This window comes from Chitinophaga polysaccharea (assembly GCF_007829335.1).
Lineage (GTDB): Bacteria > Bacteroidota > Bacteroidia > Chitinophagales > Chitinophagaceae > Chitinophaga > Chitinophaga polysaccharea_B.
In genome coordinates, this window is sequence record NZ_VIWO01000001.1 from 957,354 (window position 1) to 975,356 (window position 18,003).

The 18,003-nt window shown below is 44.0% G+C and carries 15 protein-coding genes; 10 read left to right on the forward strand and 5 right to left on the reverse strand.

Annotation, left to right across the window (positions count from 1 at the left end):
* Positions 1-16: 16 nt before the first annotated feature.
* Positions 17-1,024 carry a PorP/SprF family type IX secretion system membrane protein gene (locus FHW36_RS04050; protein ID WP_145662585.1) on the forward strand — a complete coding sequence of 336 codons (1,008 nt, stop codon included), beginning with the start codon at positions 17-19 and terminating at the stop codon, positions 1,022-1,024.
* 66 nt (positions 1,025-1,090) lie between these two features.
* Positions 1,091-3,151, forward strand: a complete 2,061-nt coding sequence (locus tag FHW36_RS04055) for an OmpA family protein (RefSeq protein ID WP_145662588.1) — start codon at positions 1,091-1,093, stop codon at positions 3,149-3,151.
* A gap of 99 nt (positions 3,152-3,250) precedes the next feature.
* Here the strand turns inward: FHW36_RS04055 and FHW36_RS04060 are convergent, their stop codons facing one another.
* Complete coding sequence (locus tag FHW36_RS04060; protein WP_222428986.1) at positions 3,251-3,511, reverse strand: hypothetical protein; 261 nt, start codon at positions 3,509-3,511, stop codon at positions 3,251-3,253.
* Between FHW36_RS04060 and FHW36_RS04065 the strand changes: the two genes are divergently transcribed.
* Positions 3,491-3,799: a hypothetical protein gene (locus FHW36_RS04065; RefSeq protein ID WP_145662591.1), complete on the forward strand. Its 309-nt coding sequence runs from the start codon at positions 3,491-3,493 to the stop codon at positions 3,797-3,799. The genes FHW36_RS04060 and FHW36_RS04065 overlap by 21 nt on opposite strands.
* Positions 3,800-3,907: 108 nt before the next feature.
* Here FHW36_RS04065 and FHW36_RS04070 read toward each other — a convergent pair whose 3' ends face one another.
* Positions 3,908-4,450, reverse strand: a complete 543-nt coding sequence (locus tag FHW36_RS04070; protein WP_222428987.1) for a hypothetical protein — start codon at positions 4,448-4,450, stop codon at positions 3,908-3,910.
* A gap of 432 nt (positions 4,451-4,882) precedes the next feature.
* Here FHW36_RS04070 and FHW36_RS04075 point away from each other — a divergent pair, with 432 nt between their 5' ends.
* Both FHW36_RS04075 and FHW36_RS04080 read left to right on the forward strand, forming a co-directional pair.
* Positions 4,883-6,298: an MATE family efflux transporter gene (locus FHW36_RS04075; protein ID WP_145662597.1), complete on the forward strand. Its 1,416-nt coding sequence runs from the start codon at positions 4,883-4,885 to the stop codon at positions 6,296-6,298.
* Positions 6,299-6,377: 79 nt separating this feature from the next.
* Positions 6,378-7,301, forward strand: a complete 924-nt coding sequence (locus tag FHW36_RS04080; protein ID WP_145662600.1) for a PfkB family carbohydrate kinase — start codon at positions 6,378-6,380, stop codon at positions 7,299-7,301.
* A gap of 81 nt (positions 7,302-7,382) precedes the next feature.
* On the opposite strand, the gene FHW36_RS04085 is transcribed toward FHW36_RS04080, so the two are convergent.
* Positions 7,383-8,174 carry a S1/P1 nuclease gene (locus FHW36_RS04085; RefSeq protein ID WP_145662603.1) on the reverse strand — a complete coding sequence of 264 codons (792 nt, stop codon included), beginning with the start codon at positions 8,172-8,174 and terminating at the stop codon, positions 7,383-7,385.
* 101 nt (positions 8,175-8,275) lie between these two features.
* Between FHW36_RS04085 and uvrB the strand changes: the two genes are divergently transcribed.
* The 4 genes from uvrB (at position 8,276) to FHW36_RS04105 (ending at position 14,280) form a co-directional block, all read left to right on the forward strand.
* Positions 8,276-10,330 (forward strand): excinuclease ABC subunit UvrB, encoded by a 2,055-nt coding sequence (gene uvrB / locus FHW36_RS04090; RefSeq protein ID WP_145662605.1) that lies wholly within the window; start codon positions 8,276-8,278, stop codon positions 10,328-10,330.
* Positions 10,331-10,739: 409 nt separating this feature from the next.
* On the forward strand, positions 10,740-12,131 hold the full coding sequence (locus FHW36_RS04095; protein WP_145662608.1) for an ammonium transporter: 1,392 nt from the start codon (positions 10,740-10,742) through the stop codon (positions 12,129-12,131).
* 285 nt (positions 12,132-12,416) lie between these two features.
* The gene (locus tag FHW36_RS04100) at positions 12,417-13,502 is read left to right on the forward strand and encodes a porin (RefSeq protein WP_145662611.1); all 1,086 of its coding nucleotides are present in this window, start codon (positions 12,417-12,419) and stop codon (positions 13,500-13,502) included.
* Between the two features lie 118 nt (positions 13,503-13,620).
* Positions 13,621-14,280, forward strand: coding sequence for a DUF2461 domain-containing protein (locus FHW36_RS04105; protein ID WP_145662614.1), 660 nt, complete (start codon positions 13,621-13,623; stop codon positions 14,278-14,280).
* Between the two features lie 255 nt (positions 14,281-14,535).
* Here FHW36_RS04105 and FHW36_RS04110 read toward each other — a convergent pair whose 3' ends face one another.
* Positions 14,536-14,787 (reverse strand): hypothetical protein, encoded by a 252-nt coding sequence (locus FHW36_RS04110; protein WP_145662617.1) that lies wholly within the window; start codon positions 14,785-14,787, stop codon positions 14,536-14,538.
* A 318-nt stretch (positions 14,788-15,105) separates the two neighbouring features.
* Positions 15,106-16,095: an aspartate-semialdehyde dehydrogenase gene (locus FHW36_RS04115; protein ID WP_145662620.1), complete on the reverse strand. Its 990-nt coding sequence runs from the start codon at positions 16,093-16,095 to the stop codon at positions 15,106-15,108.
* Positions 16,096-16,241: 146 nt separating this feature from the next.
* Here FHW36_RS04115 and FHW36_RS04120 point away from each other — a divergent pair, with 146 nt between their 5' ends.
* A complete protein-coding gene (locus FHW36_RS04120) occupies positions 16,242-17,948 on the forward strand; it encodes a lamin tail domain-containing protein (protein WP_145662628.1) in 1,707 nt (568 codons plus the stop codon).
* Positions 17,949-18,003: the final 55 nt, after the last annotated feature.

Genomic DNA, 18,003 nt, shown 5'->3' on the forward strand with positions numbered 1-18,003 from the left:
ACTAAAAAGTGTTCCTATGAAAAGGATGTTTATAGTTGCAATAATTTTATGGAGCAGTTTGTTGCCCCGCCTGGCTGTAGCCCAGGTAGATCCACATTTTTCACAATACTATGCCTACCCGCTATGGTTAAACCCTGCCCTGACGGGAGTAATTGACGGCGATTACCGCATTAGTGGCAATTATCGTAATCAGTGGGCGAATTATGGGAAGCCATTCTCCACGGCCGGTGTAGCAATCGACGCAGCTACAGACAAGAATATTGGTGTAGGACTCAATGTAATGAACATGTCTGCTGGTGATGCCGGGTACAACTATTTTAATGCGATGGCCAGTGTTTCCTACAGTGGGGTGAAATTTGGCCGTACCAAAACCAGTCAGATAGTATTTGGTATAAATGCCGGTTTAATCAATAGAAGAGTAGACCCTGCTAAATTCCAAACTGGTAGCCAGTATCAACCGGTTACAGGTTTTGATCCCAGTATTTTTAACGGAGAAAATGTAAGTAAAACCAACTCCAGCCAGTTCGATGCAGGAGCAGGTGCGGTGTACTTCGACGGAAATCCCAATCACATGCTCAATCCATTTGTGGGATTTGCCGCCGCTCACCTCACACAACCCAAGGATTTTTTTGCATCAGAGGGAACAGATAAAAGATTGCCGGTTCGCTACCTGGTACATGGTGGAACTAAAATTAAATTGAACGAACGGTTAAGCTTTACGCCTACCGGCTTATATATGAGACAAGGCAATGCGGAAGAAACAGTTGCCGGCGTGTATGCCAGCCTGCTGGTAAATCCGGAGTTTGACTTCCTGGTAGGTGGTAACTATCGGTTTAACGATGCGGTCATTCCTTTTGCCGGTTTCCACTTCAAAAACTTTGTATTGGGATTGAGCTACGACGCCAATACCTCCAATATGCGCCGCCTGGTAAATGGCAGCCAGAGTTTTGAAGTATCCCTGTCCTTTATCAGCCGCAAAAGAAGGGTGCTGAATGAAGAATATTTTATTTGCCCAAGATTATAAAACTGTCTGAAACCGGAGGAAGAATGGAGGAAAAAACTTATACAGAAAAATAGAAATGGAACCCTCATGAAAAAAATTACACTCTGTTTGCTGGTGATTTTTTTAGGAATAATTAACTCCATACAAGCGCAGTATGTGTATGATTACAAGCATACGGCGGATGTTTTTTATAACTCAAGGGATTATTATTCTGCTGCCCAATACTATAATAAGGCATTGGGTACCTTTAAGATTAAACCAGAACAGGTTCTACCCTATACCGTTGGCGGCGCTGCGCCAAGTGGTAAACTAAAAGATTACCAACAGGTGGTTGCCCGCCTGGCGGAGTCATACCGCCTCTTCTACGACTATGGTAACGCGGAAACCTGGTACTCGCAGCTGGTAGGATTTAACAACCCTGCTTTTCCGCAGGCACGCTACTGGTACGCCGTTTGTCTGCGTTACAACGGCAAATATCAACAGGCTCTCGACGAGTTCACTAAATTCAAGCAAAGCTACACTGCAGCAGATGAACTGTCTGTAAGAACCCCACTGGAAATTGCCTGCTGCCAGTTCGCACTCTCTGAAGCGAATAAAGAGCCCAGGTATACGATCGAAAAAACTGCCGGTAATGTAAATGAAGGCGGAGCCAACTACGCCCCCGTAATATTGAGTGGTGGAACCCTGATGTTTACATCTTCCCGCCCTGATAATCCTCCCTTACCCGTTCCGGCAACCAATAACCAGGCTGCTGCAAAAAAACAAACAAAGAAAGGAACTCCTTATGTAAATGACCTTTACACTGCTATTGGCGCCGATAATACTTATGATAAAAGCAAGAAAGTAAACATTCCTATTGCTAAAGGATATGACCAGGGGGTATCGGCTATAACACCTGATGGCAACACTTTATACCTTACCAGGTGGACAGTGAAGGATGGTGTAAAACACGCTGCTATCTACATCAGCACACTCCATAACGGTGAATGGACAGAACCTAAAATACTGGGAGATAACGTAAATGCGCCCGGTTATAACTCCATGCAGCCTTATATTACTGCTGATGGAAAATACCTGCTGTTTGCATCCAACAGGCCAGGAGGTATGGGTAAAAATGATTTGTGGTATTGCATTATGACCAATGGCGTACCGGGAGGAGCCCGTAACATGGGAACTACCATCAACACTAAAGATGAAGAACAGGCGCCTTTTTATGATGCAGAGAAGAATTTGCTCGTATTCAGTACCGATGGCCGCGTAGGCCTGGGAGGATTAGACTTCTTCCAAAGTGAGGGAGATTTCGGTACCTGGTCTGTACCCGTTAACATGGGCAAACCCTTAAATTCTCCCAAAGATGATATCTACTACACCGCATTAGATAATACCCACCCCTTTGCAGCAGGTTTCATCAGCTCCGATAGGGAGTCTATCTGCTGCCTCGAAGTATTCAGCATCAGGCGGATTAAAAAGATAGTGAGTGGCCTGATCATAGATTGTGATACACAACAGCCGTTAGACGGCGCCACTGTAAGTTTGCTGGATACAGTGAGAAGAAAAACCATCCGCCAGGTTATACTCGATGCTTCAGGTAGGTATACCTTTGAGGTAGATCCGCAACGCTTCTATAAGATAGTAGCAGAGAAGGAAAACTATTTTACAAAGAATATCTACTTTAATACCGCATCCCTGCAGCAGGTAGACTCTATGGAAAATCCTACGCTCTGCCTTAAACATTATGAAATTGAAAAGCCCATTGTCTTAAATAATATCTACTACGACTTTAACAAGGCCACCCTGCGGCCAGAATCGAAAACAGTACTGGATACCGTAGTTGATATGTTGAATGATAATCCTAAGCTGACCATCGAAATGAGCGCTCACACTGATAGCGTTGGTTCTGTGAAATACAACGAGAAACTATCACAGGCGCGTGCTCAATCCTGCGTAGATTATCTCATTAGCAGGGGAATTGCCGCGGATAGGTTGATTGCTAAAGGTTATGGTAAATCAAAACCAATAGCGCCTAACTCATTGCCTAATCATAAGGATAATCCTGAAGGACGGCAAATGAACCGTAGAACGGAATTCAAAGTATTAAAAAGACAGGTAGCGGTAAAGAATACATACGACACCGATACTGGACAATAATATATACCCCTGCCGAAGCGTTATTGCTTCCATATCCTACAATTACCAAAGCCGTCTCCCTGAGGCGGCTTTTTCTTTAGTATTAACTTGATGCTTGTATTATATGGTTGTATGGGTTTTATTTTGCCGGTAGCTCAATACGGTCAGCCCTGCACCTACTAGTACTATAATAGCTCCTATCCAGGGAGTGGCATTTAATCCCAATGAGGAGGTATCTACAACTCTTCCACCTACGGAAGCGCCGATGGCTACTCCCAGGTTAAAAGCTGAAATATTCAAGGTAGGTATATTGCTACCCTTCCCTTTAATATCAACATCAAATTTGGGGAGTATCCGGATATGCAGCAATATCTTGACCATGGATTGCTCGACCTGATCATTGCACCTCATAAAAGGAACTGCTCTATTGTTCGTTGCTTGATTGATGGAAAAGACTTTGCTATTATTCCCGATTTTCTTTGCCGGCATGAACTGGCTACGGGAAAGTTAAAGCTGGCCTGGGAAGGAAATAAAGTAATGGAAAATACGCTCTACTTCGGTACCCGCAAGAAAACCATGTGCAGCAAGGAAATAGGAATGATTGAAGCGCTTTTTGAAGAACAATCTTCTTTATTTTCTAATGATCAAGTGTTGCAGGATGCTGTGTAAATATATTTAGTTAGTATTCCTTATATTTTTAGAACGCACAAAAGCATGCTTCAATGAAAAGCATGCTTTTATAATTTTAATGAAATTTTACAACAGTGCTGTTAACGCTTATTTACCAAAGCTGCCGATGGCCAGCGTTTCAGTTCCCGTTGCAGTAGCCACTTTCAGGAAAGAAGAAAGTGCCAGTACATCGTCGTATTTAAATTTAATCTCAGTACGTACGTTGTTAGGCTGGTACAGTTTGATGGTATTGATTTTATCAACTACGGTATGAGTGAGTGCAGCACCGGTACCTTTAAAGCTGATCGCTTTTTTCTCCAGGTCTTTTGGCCGGAAAATAGTGTCGGTGGTAGGCGCGGCGATGGTGCCTTTAATCAGGTAAACATTGTATTCTGCATCTTTGGTGTTCTTGTCGAGATTTAATACAACGATTACGCTATTTCCAGTATCAGCAAGGTTTTCCTTGAGTGTTACGGTGCCTATTTTTTTGTCCTTGTCATCTCCTGTAGTGCCTTTCAGCTCATAAGTTTTGCTGCGTGGAGTAGGAACAATTGGATCGTCATTATCCTTTTTGCAGGAACTGAAAGATATACCCAATACAGTGGCCATTACTGCTCCGGTCAGGAGAGTATTCTTGTTGAACATAAGCATTGTTTGTGTTTTACGAAGGTTTTATAAAGGTGATGCTACGTGTTGATCGTATAATTTTCGTTCTTGAATTTTTATGCAATAGGTTCTCAGCGCTGATATGATATGTTAAACGGAACTTGAAATTAAATGTTACAGCTATCGCAATATATTTTGAATTATTTTTCTTGTGCCCTGTAATCGCCTGCTGTAAATGGTTGCAGCAGGGTGATTTTAGCTTCGTGGTAAGTATGCCAATTTTCCACTTCTTTTGTCAGAGATGATTTTTGTGGAAAGAAATCAATTACATTTGTATTTCATCATTCGGTGATAAACTGATAGTAATATGAAAGCTTAAATAATCGCTGGTACTTCCCGCGAATCTTCTCTACACATTATTGTTTGGTTTGTGGCACTGCCAAGTGTCATTATCGGTTTATTATTTCAACTTATTATATGTCTATTTTAACGAAAACGTTATTGCGTGTCCGTCATTTTTTTCAGTTATTCAAGATGGCGGTGGCTGGTAGTGAAAAGGAGTTCACTACCGGCAGTATTAACCGGGCTATTTTCCTGCTGGCAGTACCTATGATCCTGGAAATGGCCATGGAGTCGTTATTTGCGGTAGTGGATATTTATTTTGTAGGCCATTTGGGAGTAAATGCCATTACAACGGTAGGACTTACGGAATCCATCCTGATGTTGGTATATACGGTTACAATGGGATTAAGTATGGGTGCCACTGCCATGATAGCGCGTCGTACGGGGGAAAAAGATCCGGATGCTGCAGCACATGCTGCTATGCAAGCCCTGTACATTGGTTTAATCTTATCGCTGCTGGTAACAGTAGTGGGCGTCTTTTTTTCAAAAGATGTTTTATTAATGATGGGAGCTTCCATGGATGTGGCAGACTACGGTTATGTATATACGAAGATATTATTATGCGGTAATATTGTGGTTATTTTATTAATACTCATCAATGGTATTTTTCGTGGAGCGGGAGATGCGGCCCTGGCGATGCGTGCCTTATGGATTGCCAATGGCTTGAATATTATTTTATGTCCTTTGCTGATTTCCGGTGCGGGTCCCATTCCGGCTATGGGACTGAAAGGTGCGGCCATAGCTACTTTCATTGGAAGAGGAGTAGGTGTGCTATATCAATTGTATCACCTGGCAAAGGGAAGAGATCTGATACGTATTACCCGGAAACACCTGGCGCCTGCCTTGCCGATTATCTGGAGCATTCTCAGGATAGCACTGGGAGCCACTGCCCAGATGCTCATTGCTGCAGCCAGCTGGATTTTCCTGGTGCGTATCATTGCCCATTTTGGAAAAGATGCGGTAGCCGGCTATACGATTACGATCCGGGTGGTGCTTTTTACCATCCTGCCGGCCTGGGGAATGGCCAATGCTGCTGCAGCGCTGGTGGGGCAAAACCTGGGCGCACAACAGCCGGAAAGGGCAGAGATATCGGCCTGGCGGGCGGCGTTTTTTAATATGCTATTCCTGGGCTTCGTGGCAATTGTATTCATCACCGGGGCACGGCCTATTATAGGCTTTTTTACAACCGATCCGGCGGTATTGGATTATGCAGTGCAATGTATCCGCCTGATGAGCGCAGGATATGTCTTTTATGCCTACGGTATGGTGCTTATACAGTCGTTCAACGGCGCCGGAGATACCCGTACTCCCCTGCTCATTAATTTATTTGTGATGTGGACCCTGCAAATGCCCCTGGCTTATGTCCTGTCTATCTGGCTAAAGCTGGGCCCTGTGGGGGTATTCTGGGCCATTGCCATCTCCGAGTCTACGTCAGCTGTCGCCGCTATACTGCTATTCCGCCGCGGTGCCTGGAAAACAGTAAAGATTTAAAGTTGTCTTTCTATTTAAGTAATTACCTTTGCCAGGTTTTGTATTAAATTTTAACATAATAAAAATTAACTGGAATAGCATGTCTCTCACTGTCGTAGGTACAATGGCTTTCGATGAAATCGAAACCCCCTTTGGAAAGTCAGGTAAAATTATAGGTGGATCGGCCACTTATATTGCCTGGGCGGCCTCTAATTTTGTTAAGCCTATCAACCAGGTATCTGTAGTAGGTGAAGATTTCCCCCAATCAGAGCTGGATGCGCTGAAAAACAAAGGAGTGGCGCTCGATGGAGTACAGATAAAACAAGGCGAAAAATCTTTCTACTGGTCCGGTAAGTATCACATGGATATGAATACCCGCGACTCGCTGGCTACAGAGTTAAACGTACTGGCAGATTTTAAACCGGTTATTCCTGAAAGCTACCAGGGCAGCGAATTCCTGATACTGGGTAACCTTACCCCACAAGTGCAGATGAGCGTATTGGATCAGCTGAAAGTACGTCCTAAGCTGATTGTAATGGATACCATGAACTTCTGGATGGAAGTGGCACTCGACGACCTGTTGAAAGTGTTGAAGAAAGTAGATGTGTTGATGGTAAACGACGGAGAAGCACGCCAGTTAAGCGGTGAGTACTCCCTGGTAAAGGCTGCCCGTAAAATCATGGCTATGGGTCCCCGTTACCTTATTATTAAGAAAGGTGAACACGGTGCCCTGCTGTTTTACGAAAATCATGTATTCTTTGCGCCCGCTATGCCACTGGATGACGTGTACGATCCAACCGGCGCCGGAGATACTTTTGCAGGAGGGTTTATCGGTCACCTGGCTAAAACAAAAGATATCTCTTTCGAAAACATGAAAACCGCCATCATCGTAGGATCGGCAATGGCATCTTTCTGCGTGGAGAAGTTTGGTACCGAACGCCTCCGGGAAATTACGCAAGAAGATATTTCAGCGCGCCTGGAGCAGTTTGTACAACTGGTTAATTTTGATATCGACCTGGTATAGGACATAACATCTCACTTATAAAATAAAAAAGGGGAATAACCAGCTTAGGTTATTCCCCTTTTTTATTTTATAAGTGAGATGTTATTTATAAATGCTGTTCAGAATAGCAGCCAGTCTCAACCCGCCTTTCAGCAATTGCTGGTTCAGATCTTTCATAAAAACATAGTTATAACGGTAGCTGAGCTTGGCATCGGGTTGTGTATAGCTATATACTTTATCGGCCAGTAGGTGCGATTCATACATCCAGTCGGCAATAGACCCTTTTTGCATAGCTTTTGCTTCCGCAGCAGAAACGATGTCCAGGGCTTTGGCGTACTCGGTATAGCTGAGCTGCTGAAAATCGATCAGGTGTTCGTCCCAAACCCGGTGTAAGTTAGAAGGCTTATCGAACCACATCACGGAAATTTTATTGCCGCCCATATCTTCATCACGGCCTACATGCAGGGGTTGATGCATATCTCCCATCATATGTACCAGGAAAGTAAGTGCAAACAGCTGTTTGTCTTTGGAAAGGGAACGGTTTTTCAGTTCCTTCATCATCGCCTGGGTTTCGGTGTAAAGGTTTTCATCGGTAGCCGCGGCGAGTAATTCATTGAATTTAGCCCGGTCGATATTAGCCGGGAAATCCAGGTAGTGCCATTTGTTGGTGTGATCGTATTGATGCGTGGTGTCTGATTTAATAAAATCAGGCCAGTTGGCAATCATTGCCATCGGCTGGCGACCCAGAATTTGCGTGATCGCTTTACGGGCTTGTGGAGTCAGGTGCTGCCAGGCTATTTCAGCAACAATACGGTGGCCATTGGGGCCCCAGGCAAAAGAGGCAAGAGGAAGCAGGAAGGCGATTAACAGGCCTGTTAAGATTTTTTTTCTCATAAGTCGTCCTTAAATGAGCAGCAAAATTAAAGCATCTTTTTTAACACTTCTCTTCCTGATTCTTTAGTATTTTTACAGACTGCTCAAATACAAATTTCAATATGTCATTTAAGATACAGGCTCCATACGCTCCTGCTGGTGATCAGCCGGAAGCGATTAAACAATTAACCCGAGGAATCAATGACGGTGAACCATTTCAGACCCTGCTGGGGGTAACCGGTTCAGGAAAAACCTTTACTGTTGCCAACGTGATCCAGGAAGTACAGCGCCCCACCCTGGTGCTTACCCACAATAAAACCCTGGTGGCGCAGCTCTACGGCGAATTAAGACAGTTCTTCCCCGATAATGCGGTAGAATACTATGTGTCCTACTACGATTATTATCAACCGGAAGCCTATATGCCTGTGAGCGATACATATATAGAAAAAGATCTGGCTATTAATGAGGAACTGGATAAACTGCGACTGAAAGCTACTTCCAACCTGCTTTCAGGCCGCAGGGATATTATTGTGGTAGCCAGCGTGTCTTGTATCTATGGTATCGGTAACCCTACAGAATATGAAAATGGGATTATCCGCATACAGAAAGGCCAGACGGTGAGTCGCAATACGCTGTTGCACGGGCTGGTAAACTCCCTGTACAGTCGTACTACGGGCGATTTTAACCGGGGAAATTTCCGGGTAAAGGGAGATACCGTGGACATTAATCTGCCTTACGTGGATTATGGTTACCGTATTACTTTTTTTGGGGATGAGATTGAGGAAATAGAGACGATTGATGTACAGAATAGTAAACGCATTACCGTGGTGGAAAATGCTGCCATTTTCCCGGCTAATATGTACCTGGCGCCAAAGGAAATGATGCAACAGATCATTTTTGAAATACAAGATGAATTAAAGGCGCAGGTAGAATACTTTAAAGCCAATGGTAAGCTGATAGAAGCACAACGTTTATCAGAACGGGTGAATTACGATTTAGAAATGATCCGTGAGCTGGGCTATTGTAGCGGTATTGAAAACTATTCCCGCTTCCTGGACCGTCGTAAGCCAGGTGCAAGGCCCTTCTGCCTGTTGGATTATTTTCCTAAGGATTTCCTGTTGGTGGTAGATGAAAGCCATGTAACCATTCCCCAGATAGGCGCCATGTATGGCGGCGACCGTTCCCGTAAACTGAACCTGGTGGAATTCGGATTCCGCCTGCCTTCGGCACTGGATAACCGGCCCTTGAACTTCTATGAGTTTGAGAACATGCTCAATCAGACCATTTTTGTAAGTGCTACCCCGGGTGATTATGAGTTGAAGAAAACAGAAGGGGTGGTGGTAGAGCAGGTAGTACGTCCTACCGGCCTGCTGGAGCCTCCCATTGAGGTACGGCCCAGTGTGAACCAGGTGGATGATTTGCTGGAAGAAATCGATAAGCGGGTACTGAAGGGCGACCGGGTACTGGTAACCACTCTGACCAAACGTATGGCGGAGGAAATGGACAAATACCTGGGACGTATTAATGTTAAGTCGCGGTACATCCACTCTGAAGTAGATACCCTAGAACGTATAGAGATATTAAGAGACCTGCGCCTGGGTAATATCGACGTATTGGTGGGCGTAAACCTCCTCCGTGAGGGATTGGACCTGCCGGAAGTATCGCTGGTGGCTATCCTGGATGCCGATAAGGAAGGCTTCCTGAGGGATGAACGATCGCTGACCCAAACAGCGGGACGCGCTGCCCGTAACGTAGATGGATTGGTAATATTTTATGCCGATAAGATCACGGAGAGTATGCAGCGTACGATGGATGAAACAGACCGGCGCCGGGAAAAGCAGCTGGCATTTAACAAGGCACATCACATTACACCCAAAACTGTTCGTAAGAGCAAGGAACAGATCCTGGGGCAAACGTCTGTACTGGAAATCAAGCACTTTGATGAACATTCGCCGATGGCTGTTCATGACGAAGTGCAGCTGGTGGCAGAAGATGCCATGGCTTACGCCAAGTCCTCTGCGGCGGCCGTGAAAACCATCCCGCAAATGGAGAAGTCGATTGCCAGGGTGAAGAAGGACATGGAAAAGGCAGCACGTGATCTCGACTTTATGGAAGCGGCCCGTTTAAGGGATCAAATGTTTGCTTTAGAGCGCGAATTATTAGAAATGAAACAATAATTGAGCTGGCTCATTTAAAACATTACATGTATTTATTTTTAATATGATTGGCCGGTTTTGAATCACGAATTGATAAATATATAATTTATAATAACTTGTTTACCAGGTATCTGTATTGCTTTTTGCGCAATTACAGTAGTACATGTACCTGGTAAATTTGAAAATTGTTAACCTTCTGATAATACTCTGCTATAAATATTGATATTCAATTACTTATGTCTGTTTAAATAGTGTTTAAAAATGTTGCTATAGCAATAATTCGTAATTAATATTATAATTAATTGTTATATAGTTAGCTTAATCCTAAATATCGCACCCACTATTCAAATATTTCTATTTTTAGCGCCTTCTATTTGACGTTTTAAATTTCGGATATACTTTTATTTAAGAAATTTAAAAATAGATCGCTATGAAGAAAATATCATTTCAGGACTATCTCCCCTTCATCTTTCTTGCAATAATTGCAATTATTGGAGTTTTTATTCCTTCACTCCCAAATTTTGCTGATACCAGTAAATATAATTCTGCTGACATTGCTTGGATTCTGGTAGCCTCTTCGCTGGTATTTTTAATGACCCCTGGTCTGTCCTTCTTCTATGGAGGTATGGTAAATAAAAAGAATGTGATTTCTACCATGATGCAGAGCTTCATTGCCACCGGGTTAATCAGTATAGTATGGGTAGTAGTTGGGTTTAGCCTGGCATTTGGTTCTTCTTATCATGGCATCATCGGTGATCCCCGTACATTTTTTATGTTTCAACACGTCGGATCCGGCGGTCCCTGGAGCCTCGCCCCTACTATTCCGCTGTTACTGTTTGCACTCTTCCAGATGAAGTTTGCCATCATTACCCCAGCGCTGGTGGTAGGTGCCGTAGCAGAAAGAATCCGCTTTACTTCTTATGTACTCTTCATGGTATTATTCAGCTTATTAGTATATGCGCCTATTGCACACTGGACCTGGCATCCTGATGGTATCCTGTTTAAACTCGGTGTACTCGATTTCGCAGGTGGTACCGTAGTACATATTACAGCAGGTTGCGCAGCCCTGGCCGGAGCCCTGGTACTGAAAAGAAGAAAAGATCACATCGAAAAGAAAGAATTACAACCTGCAAATATTCCTTTCGTTTTACTGGGTACCGGTTTACTGTGGTTTGGCTGGTTCGGTTTCAACGCCGGTTCTGCCCTGAGCGCAGGCTCCCTCGCAGCTACTGCCTTTGCTACTACCAACACTGCTACTGCTGCTGCTGGTTTATCATGGGTATTCTTTGATGTAATCCGTGGTAGAAAACCATCGGCCCTCGGTTTCTGCATAGGCGCCGTAGTAGGCCTGGTAGCCATTACGCCTGCTGCCGGCTTCGTAGCTATCCCACAAAGTGTATTCATCGGCTTTATTGCTGCCATCGTTTCTAACGTAGCTGTACACTGGAAATCAAAAACAAGTATCGACGATACACTGGATGTATTCCCCTGCCATGGTTTAGGTGGTATGGTAGGTATGCTGCTCACCGGTATCTTCGCTACCAAAACAATAAACGATGCTGGTAACAACGGTTGGTTTTACGGCAACTTCGAGTTGTTTAAAAACCAGGTGCTGGGATTATTACTGGTAGTAGGTTACAGCTTCACTGTTTCTTACGGGATCTTCAAACTCATCAACCTGATTCACCCACTGCGTGTATCTGAAGAAGAAGAAGCACTTGGACTCGATCTTACACAGCACAACGAAAACTATCATCCTTCTCTCATCAGCATATCAGACAATGGCTCCCTGAAAGAAGAAGATGAACTGGTACATTCCTGAAATGTAACATTGATGGGCATTTCAAAAGAATGGAACTTCCCCGGATACGATCTATATCAACTGTATTAAACATATATTTTATGTTGTAAGAACCTGGAATGGATAATTGGTAGTTAACTAGCTGTAAAGAAGTGAAAAATTGCACCAATCATTGACTACTGATTATCCATTCCTTCTATTCTGATTGTAGCACTATCAGAAGCACACGTTATGCACCATCCCTGAAAACAATCTGCAAGAAAGGCCGTAGTACTTACTTACCATTTCTCAACCAAATATTTAAGTATGAAAAGAATGTTAACGACCTTATTTGCTATGGGCAGTACTTTGTTTGCCATGTCGCAATCCACTGCAGACACCACAGCTGTACCCGCGTTTAAGCTTTCCGGTTCAGCAGATGTTTATTATAAATATAACCTGAACGGTAACTATACCGACAATAAAACCAGCTTTACCAATTCGCACAATTCATTTGAATTGGGTATGGTTTCGCTGAAAGTAGAACACGGGTTTAAAAAAGGAAGCATCGTAGCTGACCTGGGATTTGGAAAAAGAGCAGGAGAATTTTCCTATAATGACCTGCCAGATGGGAAAAACGGGCTGGCCATGGCCATTAAGCAATTATATGTTTCTTACGAGCTGACCCCTAAAATAAAAATCAGTTTGGGTAGTTTTGCCACCCACATTGGTTATGAGCTGGTAGATGCCTACGCCAACAGGAACTATAGCATGAGTTATTTATTCAGCTACGGCCCGTTCTTCAATACCGGCGCCAAGGTTGACCTGGCACTCACTTCTTCACTCACCGCCATGGTAGGGGTTTTTAATCCTACCGATTTGAAATCAGTCACCGCAAACAGTCATAAATATATAGGTGCTCAACTGGGTTTTGCACCAGCTGAAACACCCATCAAATTATACCTCAACTACCTGGAAGGAAAGGATACTTCAGGCATACAGAATCACCAGGTAGACCTGGTAGCTACTTACCAGGTGAATAAGGTATTGGGGCTTGGTTACAATGCTACCTATAGCACTTATTCCAATACCACTGTGCCTAAGAATGTTCGTGAAAATGCCAAATGGTGGGGAAATGCCTTGTATGTAAATCTTGATTTTACAAGCAAAGTAGGGCTCACAGTCCGCGGTGAATATTTTAGCGATAAAGACGGCCTGAAAGTATTTGGCAGCGTGCCTGGCGGAGGTAACGTAGTAGAAGGAACAGTTACCTTAAATTATAAGGTAGGAAACCTTACTATCATGCCGGAGTTTAGATTAGACAAAGCTTCAGCTAATATATTCAGTAAGTCTGATGGCAAACCATATGACGTTACATCCAATGTTTTGTTAGCCGCCACGTATCACTTCTGATAAGAGTATTAGAAAAAGAACGATGCGGGGATGACAGCAACCCCATGGCAATGGAAACAAATGGTTAAATCCCTGCATCGTAAATTGATTTGTATTATCTTGCTGTCAAAAAGAAAGAATGCTGCAGCCGTCCACGTTAAAATTTCTGAAGTCACTCAGGCTGAATAATAATAAGGTCTGGTTTGACGAACACAAAACCGAATACCAGGCCGCCAAGGCTGATTTTGAAAGTATGGTGCAGCAGCTGATAGATGGGCTGTCCAAGCAGGAGCCTTCTATGCAGGGCCTGCAATTAAAAGATTGTGTGTTCCGGATCTACAAGGATGTTCGGTTTTCGAAAGATAAAACGCCCTATAAAGTGAATCTGGCTGCTTCTTTCCAGGCAGGGGGCAAAAAATCTACCCTGGCAGGATATTATTTCCACATGGAGCCGGGAGGCAATAGCTTTGCCGGTGGAGGGCTCTGGATGCCAGGCGCTCCTGAACTTAAAAAGCTACGCCAGGAAATAGATTATAATTTCCAGGAATTTGAACAGCTGATTTCCCATAAGGAGTTTATTAAACAGTTCGGGAAAATAGAAGGAGAAGCGTTAAAAACCGCTCCACAGGGTTATCAACCGGATAATCCGGCTATCGCTTACCTGAAATTGAAAAGCTTTGTTGTTTCTCATCCGTTCACTGATGAAGCTTGTACACAGCCGGCGCTCGTGAGGGAAATACTGAAAACTTTTGCCATCATGCAGCCCTTTATCCAGTTCATTAACCGCGCTATGGATTAGCCGGAAAGTGTTGATATTAGTTTATCAGATAAATGCGATTATTTAATAATCGCCTGTTGCCAGCTTTTGTATGACCATTGCGAATAATAACAAAAACATTAAGCCGCACATAATACCTAATATCCATATAACAATATAGGCGAATATGGCCTTTTGTTCTGAAGGTAAATGCAGGTTGTTTTTTGGATCAAGTTCGTATTTAAATGGCCATTTCTTTTTCTTCATCCCATACTTATCTGATAAACTAATATACCACTAGTTCTTGTGAATCAGAAATTCGAATGGACGAGCCTTACGATTCTTTAAAAGATTTTCTTTGTCAGTACGAGCGTGAGCAAAACGTTGATTATAAACGTTTGCCACTTCGATAATTGGTATGATCCCATCTAAAGTATCCTGCTGATCAACGATGTTCATGATCCTGGATACCTGTGAGGAGAAATTGCTACTCCACTCTTCGGTGAACTTGTGCATTAACAGAAGCTCGCGATTGGTGTTGGTTTTCATAGGACTTAAGGGTGTTTTCTGATTAGAAAATAACGAAAAAAACCGGCATCTCTAAAATTGGACTACTCTTCACTTTCAAAGAGTTTTTAGTTGGCATAGGATTATTGATTCCAAAATTGGATTTTCTGCCGCACAAATCAATACTACTTCCGTGTAATTTTTAAGCTTTCTGTGTTATTGTTTTATGAAGGATATAAAAAAGAGCAAGCGATAACATGCTTGCTCTTAATAAGTTATAAAATCGTTTTCGTATAGTCATCTACGGGAGCCACGTTTAGGGGTATTTTTGTCCCTTAATTACATAGCACAACAGTATGATTACAACCAGTTTTTGCCACTGAGGTATTCTGCAATCTGTACAGCGTTGGTAGCTGCTCCTTTGCGGAGGTTATCTGCTACTATCCACATATTCACCGTTTTAGGCTGTGTTTCATCCCTGCGGATACGGCCTACAAATACTTCGTCTTTGTCGTGCGCATCTTTAGGCATGGGGTATTGGGCTTTAGAAGGATCATCTACCACAATAACACCAGGTGTTTGTTCCAGTAAGCCACGCAGTTCCTTTACATCGTATTCATTTTCAAATTCTATGTTTACGGATTCACTATGACCACCCATTACCGGAATACGTACAGTCGTTGCTGTTACCAGGATACTGTCGTCCCGCATAATTTTTTTGGTTTCATTTACCATCTTCATCTCTTCTTTCGTATAGCCGTTATCGAGAAATACGTCTATCTGCGGAATAACATTCAGATCGATAGGGTATGCGTATGCCATTTCACCACTGATACCTTGTCTTTCATTCATCAACTGGGTTACCGCCTTTACGCCGGTACCGGTTACTGACTGATAAGTAGATACCACTACCCTTTTAATTTTATATTTTTCGTGTAATGGTTTCAGTACCAGCACCATCTGGATGGTGGAACAGTTAGGATTAGCAATGATTTTGTCGTCCTGGGTAATGGCATCGCCATTTACTTCCGGTACCACCAGTTTTTTGCTGGGGTCCATTCTCCAGGCGCTGGAGTTATCGATCACCGTAATACCAGCTTCCGCAAATTTAGGCGCCCATTCCAGGGAAGTACCACCACCAGCAGAGAAGATAGCCACATTAGGCTTCATCGCTATTGCCGTTGCAGCATTCACCACCTTCCAGGTCTTACCCTTAAATGTTACTTCCTTACCTACGGACTTCTCAGAAGCCACTGGAATCAATTCAGTAACGGGAAAGTTTCTTTCCGTTAACACCTGTAACATTTTTGAGCCTACCAGTCCGGTCGCTCCTACTACGGCAACTTTCATTTTGTTTTACATTTTAAATTTTGGAAGCCCAAAATTAATGTATCGGCTGCGCTTTTCATAGTATTAAGTATTTTTTTTGCCGTTTAGATGGCGTTAACACTTTGCAGAAGTGAATAGGGTAAGTTTGGCCCCAAAAACTACCCGATATGCGATTCCCCATTGTTTGTATTGGCCTGTTGTTACAGGCTTTCAGCGGTTTTACCCAATCGCCGGCCATTTATGACGTGGTTATCCACGAAATAATGGTTAAACCTGCTCCCCCACTCGGTTTACCACCTTACGAATATATAGAATTAAAAAATATAAGTACGGCGCCTGTACAGCTGAAAGACTGGCGATTGGCAATCAATAAGCGGGAGGTGATCCTGCCGGCTTATTTGTTGCAGCCAGACAGCCTGCTGTTGCTCTGTGCTACCGCAGGCGTATCCAGCTACCAGATACCCAACATCAGGGGGATAGACCGTTTTCCGGCCCTGGCAGACGACAGCGCGCTGGTGGTGTTGTATGATGCCCATCGGCGGGTAATGCATGCGATAGACTATGATGCGCACTGGTATGGTACGTCTTCTCCTAAAGGAGGCATCAGCCTGGAAATGATCAATGATGCGCTTCCCTGTAGCGGTAAAATCAACTGGACCGCCAGTACAGCTGCGGCGGGTGGAACGCCTGGCAATCCCAATGCGGTGGCTGCGTCACTACCGGATAATACCCGGCCGGATCTCAGCTACGCAACGATAACGGATAGTTTGCATGTATTGCTGGGATTCAGTAAAACGCTGGATAGCGCACTGGCCGCAGATCCTACCCATTATCATTTCAACAATGGCCTGCAGGTGGCCGCCTGTCGCGTGCTTCCTCCCCTATTCAGGAATGTGGTATTGCTGCTCTCTGTTCCCCTATCTCCCGGGGAGATATACACCTTAACTACCACTACACTGACAGACTGTATGGGAGAAAGCAGCGGGCTACATACCAGTCTCTATATAGGCATTCCACAACGCCCGGAAAAGCAGGAGGTAGTCATTAATGAAGTATTATTTGATCCTGCTCCGGGAAGCCCGGAATTTATAGAGTTATACAATGGCAGCCAGAAAGTGATAGAACTGGCCAGCCTGCGGCTTTGTAACAGGAAGGCCGATGGCAGCCTGGGGGCATGGAAGATACTCAGCAACACCGGGCGCCTGTTGATGCCTGGCCAGCCATTGGCGCTCACCACAGATGCAACTGCGCTTTGCGGGGCCTACCCGCATGCGCAACCGGAAAATATTCAAACCGTTGGGAGCTTGCCTTCTATGCCCGCTACAGAAGGAACCATTGTATTATTACGGACAGATAGCACCCTGTTGGATGAACTGCATTATACGAGCCGTTTGCATTTTCCCCTGGCCCGGGAGCTGCAGGGCGTGTCGTTGGAGCGCTTATCTTATGCTAATCCTACAGAAGATATAAATAACTGGCACTCGGCCGCTACAGCGGCGGGTAATGCTACGCCGGGAGCGATTAACTCCCAGCGCTGGCCGGATGCAGGCGATTCTCTGAGTATTGTGCTGGCCCCGGGTGTTTTTTCTCCCAACCAGGATGGTATAGATGATTGGGCCAGGCTTTCCTGGCAATTGCCCGGTCCTGGCTATGTTGGAAATATTGTTATTTATGATATACAAGGAAGACCCGTGAAATGGCTAGCCCGTAATTTTTTGCTGGGAAATAATGGATATTTGCAGTGGGACGGAAAAAACGAAAACGCAGTAATTTTACCTTCAGGGATTTACATATTTCTTATAGAAATATTTAATTTGGCCGGACAGGTGAAGCGATGCAAACGCACGGTGGTGATGGCACGAAAGTTGAATTGAGCGACACCCCTGTTGAAGGCTTTTGATTGCCTAAAAATAGCAGCGGTCAATCTAT

Coding starts and splice junctions, on each gene's coding strand:
- FHW36_RS04050 (WP_145662585.1), top strand. CDS start 17: ATGAAAAGGATGTTTATAGTTGCAATAATTTTATGGAGCAGTTTGTTG.
- FHW36_RS04120 (WP_145662628.1), top strand. CDS start 16,242: ATGCGATTCCCCATTGTTTGTATTGGCCTGTTGTTACAGGCTTTCAGC.
- FHW36_RS04075 (WP_145662597.1), top strand. CDS start 4,883: ATGTCTATTTTAACGAAAACGTTATTGCGTGTCCGTCATTTTTTTCAG.
- FHW36_RS04105 (WP_145662614.1), top strand. CDS start 13,621: ATGCTGCAGCCGTCCACGTTAAAATTTCTGAAGTCACTCAGGCTGAAT.
- FHW36_RS04055 (WP_145662588.1), top strand. CDS start 1,091: ATGAAAAAAATTACACTCTGTTTGCTGGTGATTTTTTTAGGAATAATT.
- FHW36_RS04060 (WP_222428986.1), bottom strand. CDS start 3,511: ATGGTCAAGATATTGCTGCATATCCGGATACTCCCCAAATTTGATGTT.
- FHW36_RS04115 (WP_145662620.1), bottom strand. CDS start 16,095: ATGAAAGTTGCCGTAGTAGGAGCGACCGGACTGGTAGGCTCAAAAATG.
- FHW36_RS04100 (WP_145662611.1), top strand. CDS start 12,417: ATGAAAAGAATGTTAACGACCTTATTTGCTATGGGCAGTACTTTGTTT.
- FHW36_RS04085 (WP_145662603.1), bottom strand. CDS start 8,174: ATGAGAAAAAAAATCTTAACAGGCCTGTTAATCGCCTTCCTGCTTCCT.
- FHW36_RS04070 (WP_222428987.1), bottom strand. CDS start 4,450: ATGCTTATGTTCAACAAGAATACTCTCCTGACCGGAGCAGTAATGGCC.
- FHW36_RS04110 (WP_145662617.1), bottom strand. CDS start 14,787: ATGAAAACCAACACCAATCGCGAGCTTCTGTTAATGCACAAGTTCACC.
- uvrB (WP_145662605.1), top strand. CDS start 8,276: ATGTCATTTAAGATACAGGCTCCATACGCTCCTGCTGGTGATCAGCCG.
- FHW36_RS04095 (WP_145662608.1), top strand. CDS start 10,740: ATGAAGAAAATATCATTTCAGGACTATCTCCCCTTCATCTTTCTTGCA.
- FHW36_RS04065 (WP_145662591.1), top strand. CDS start 3,491: ATGCAGCAATATCTTGACCATGGATTGCTCGACCTGATCATTGCACCT.
- FHW36_RS04080 (WP_145662600.1), top strand. CDS start 6,378: ATGTCTCTCACTGTCGTAGGTACAATGGCTTTCGATGAAATCGAAACC.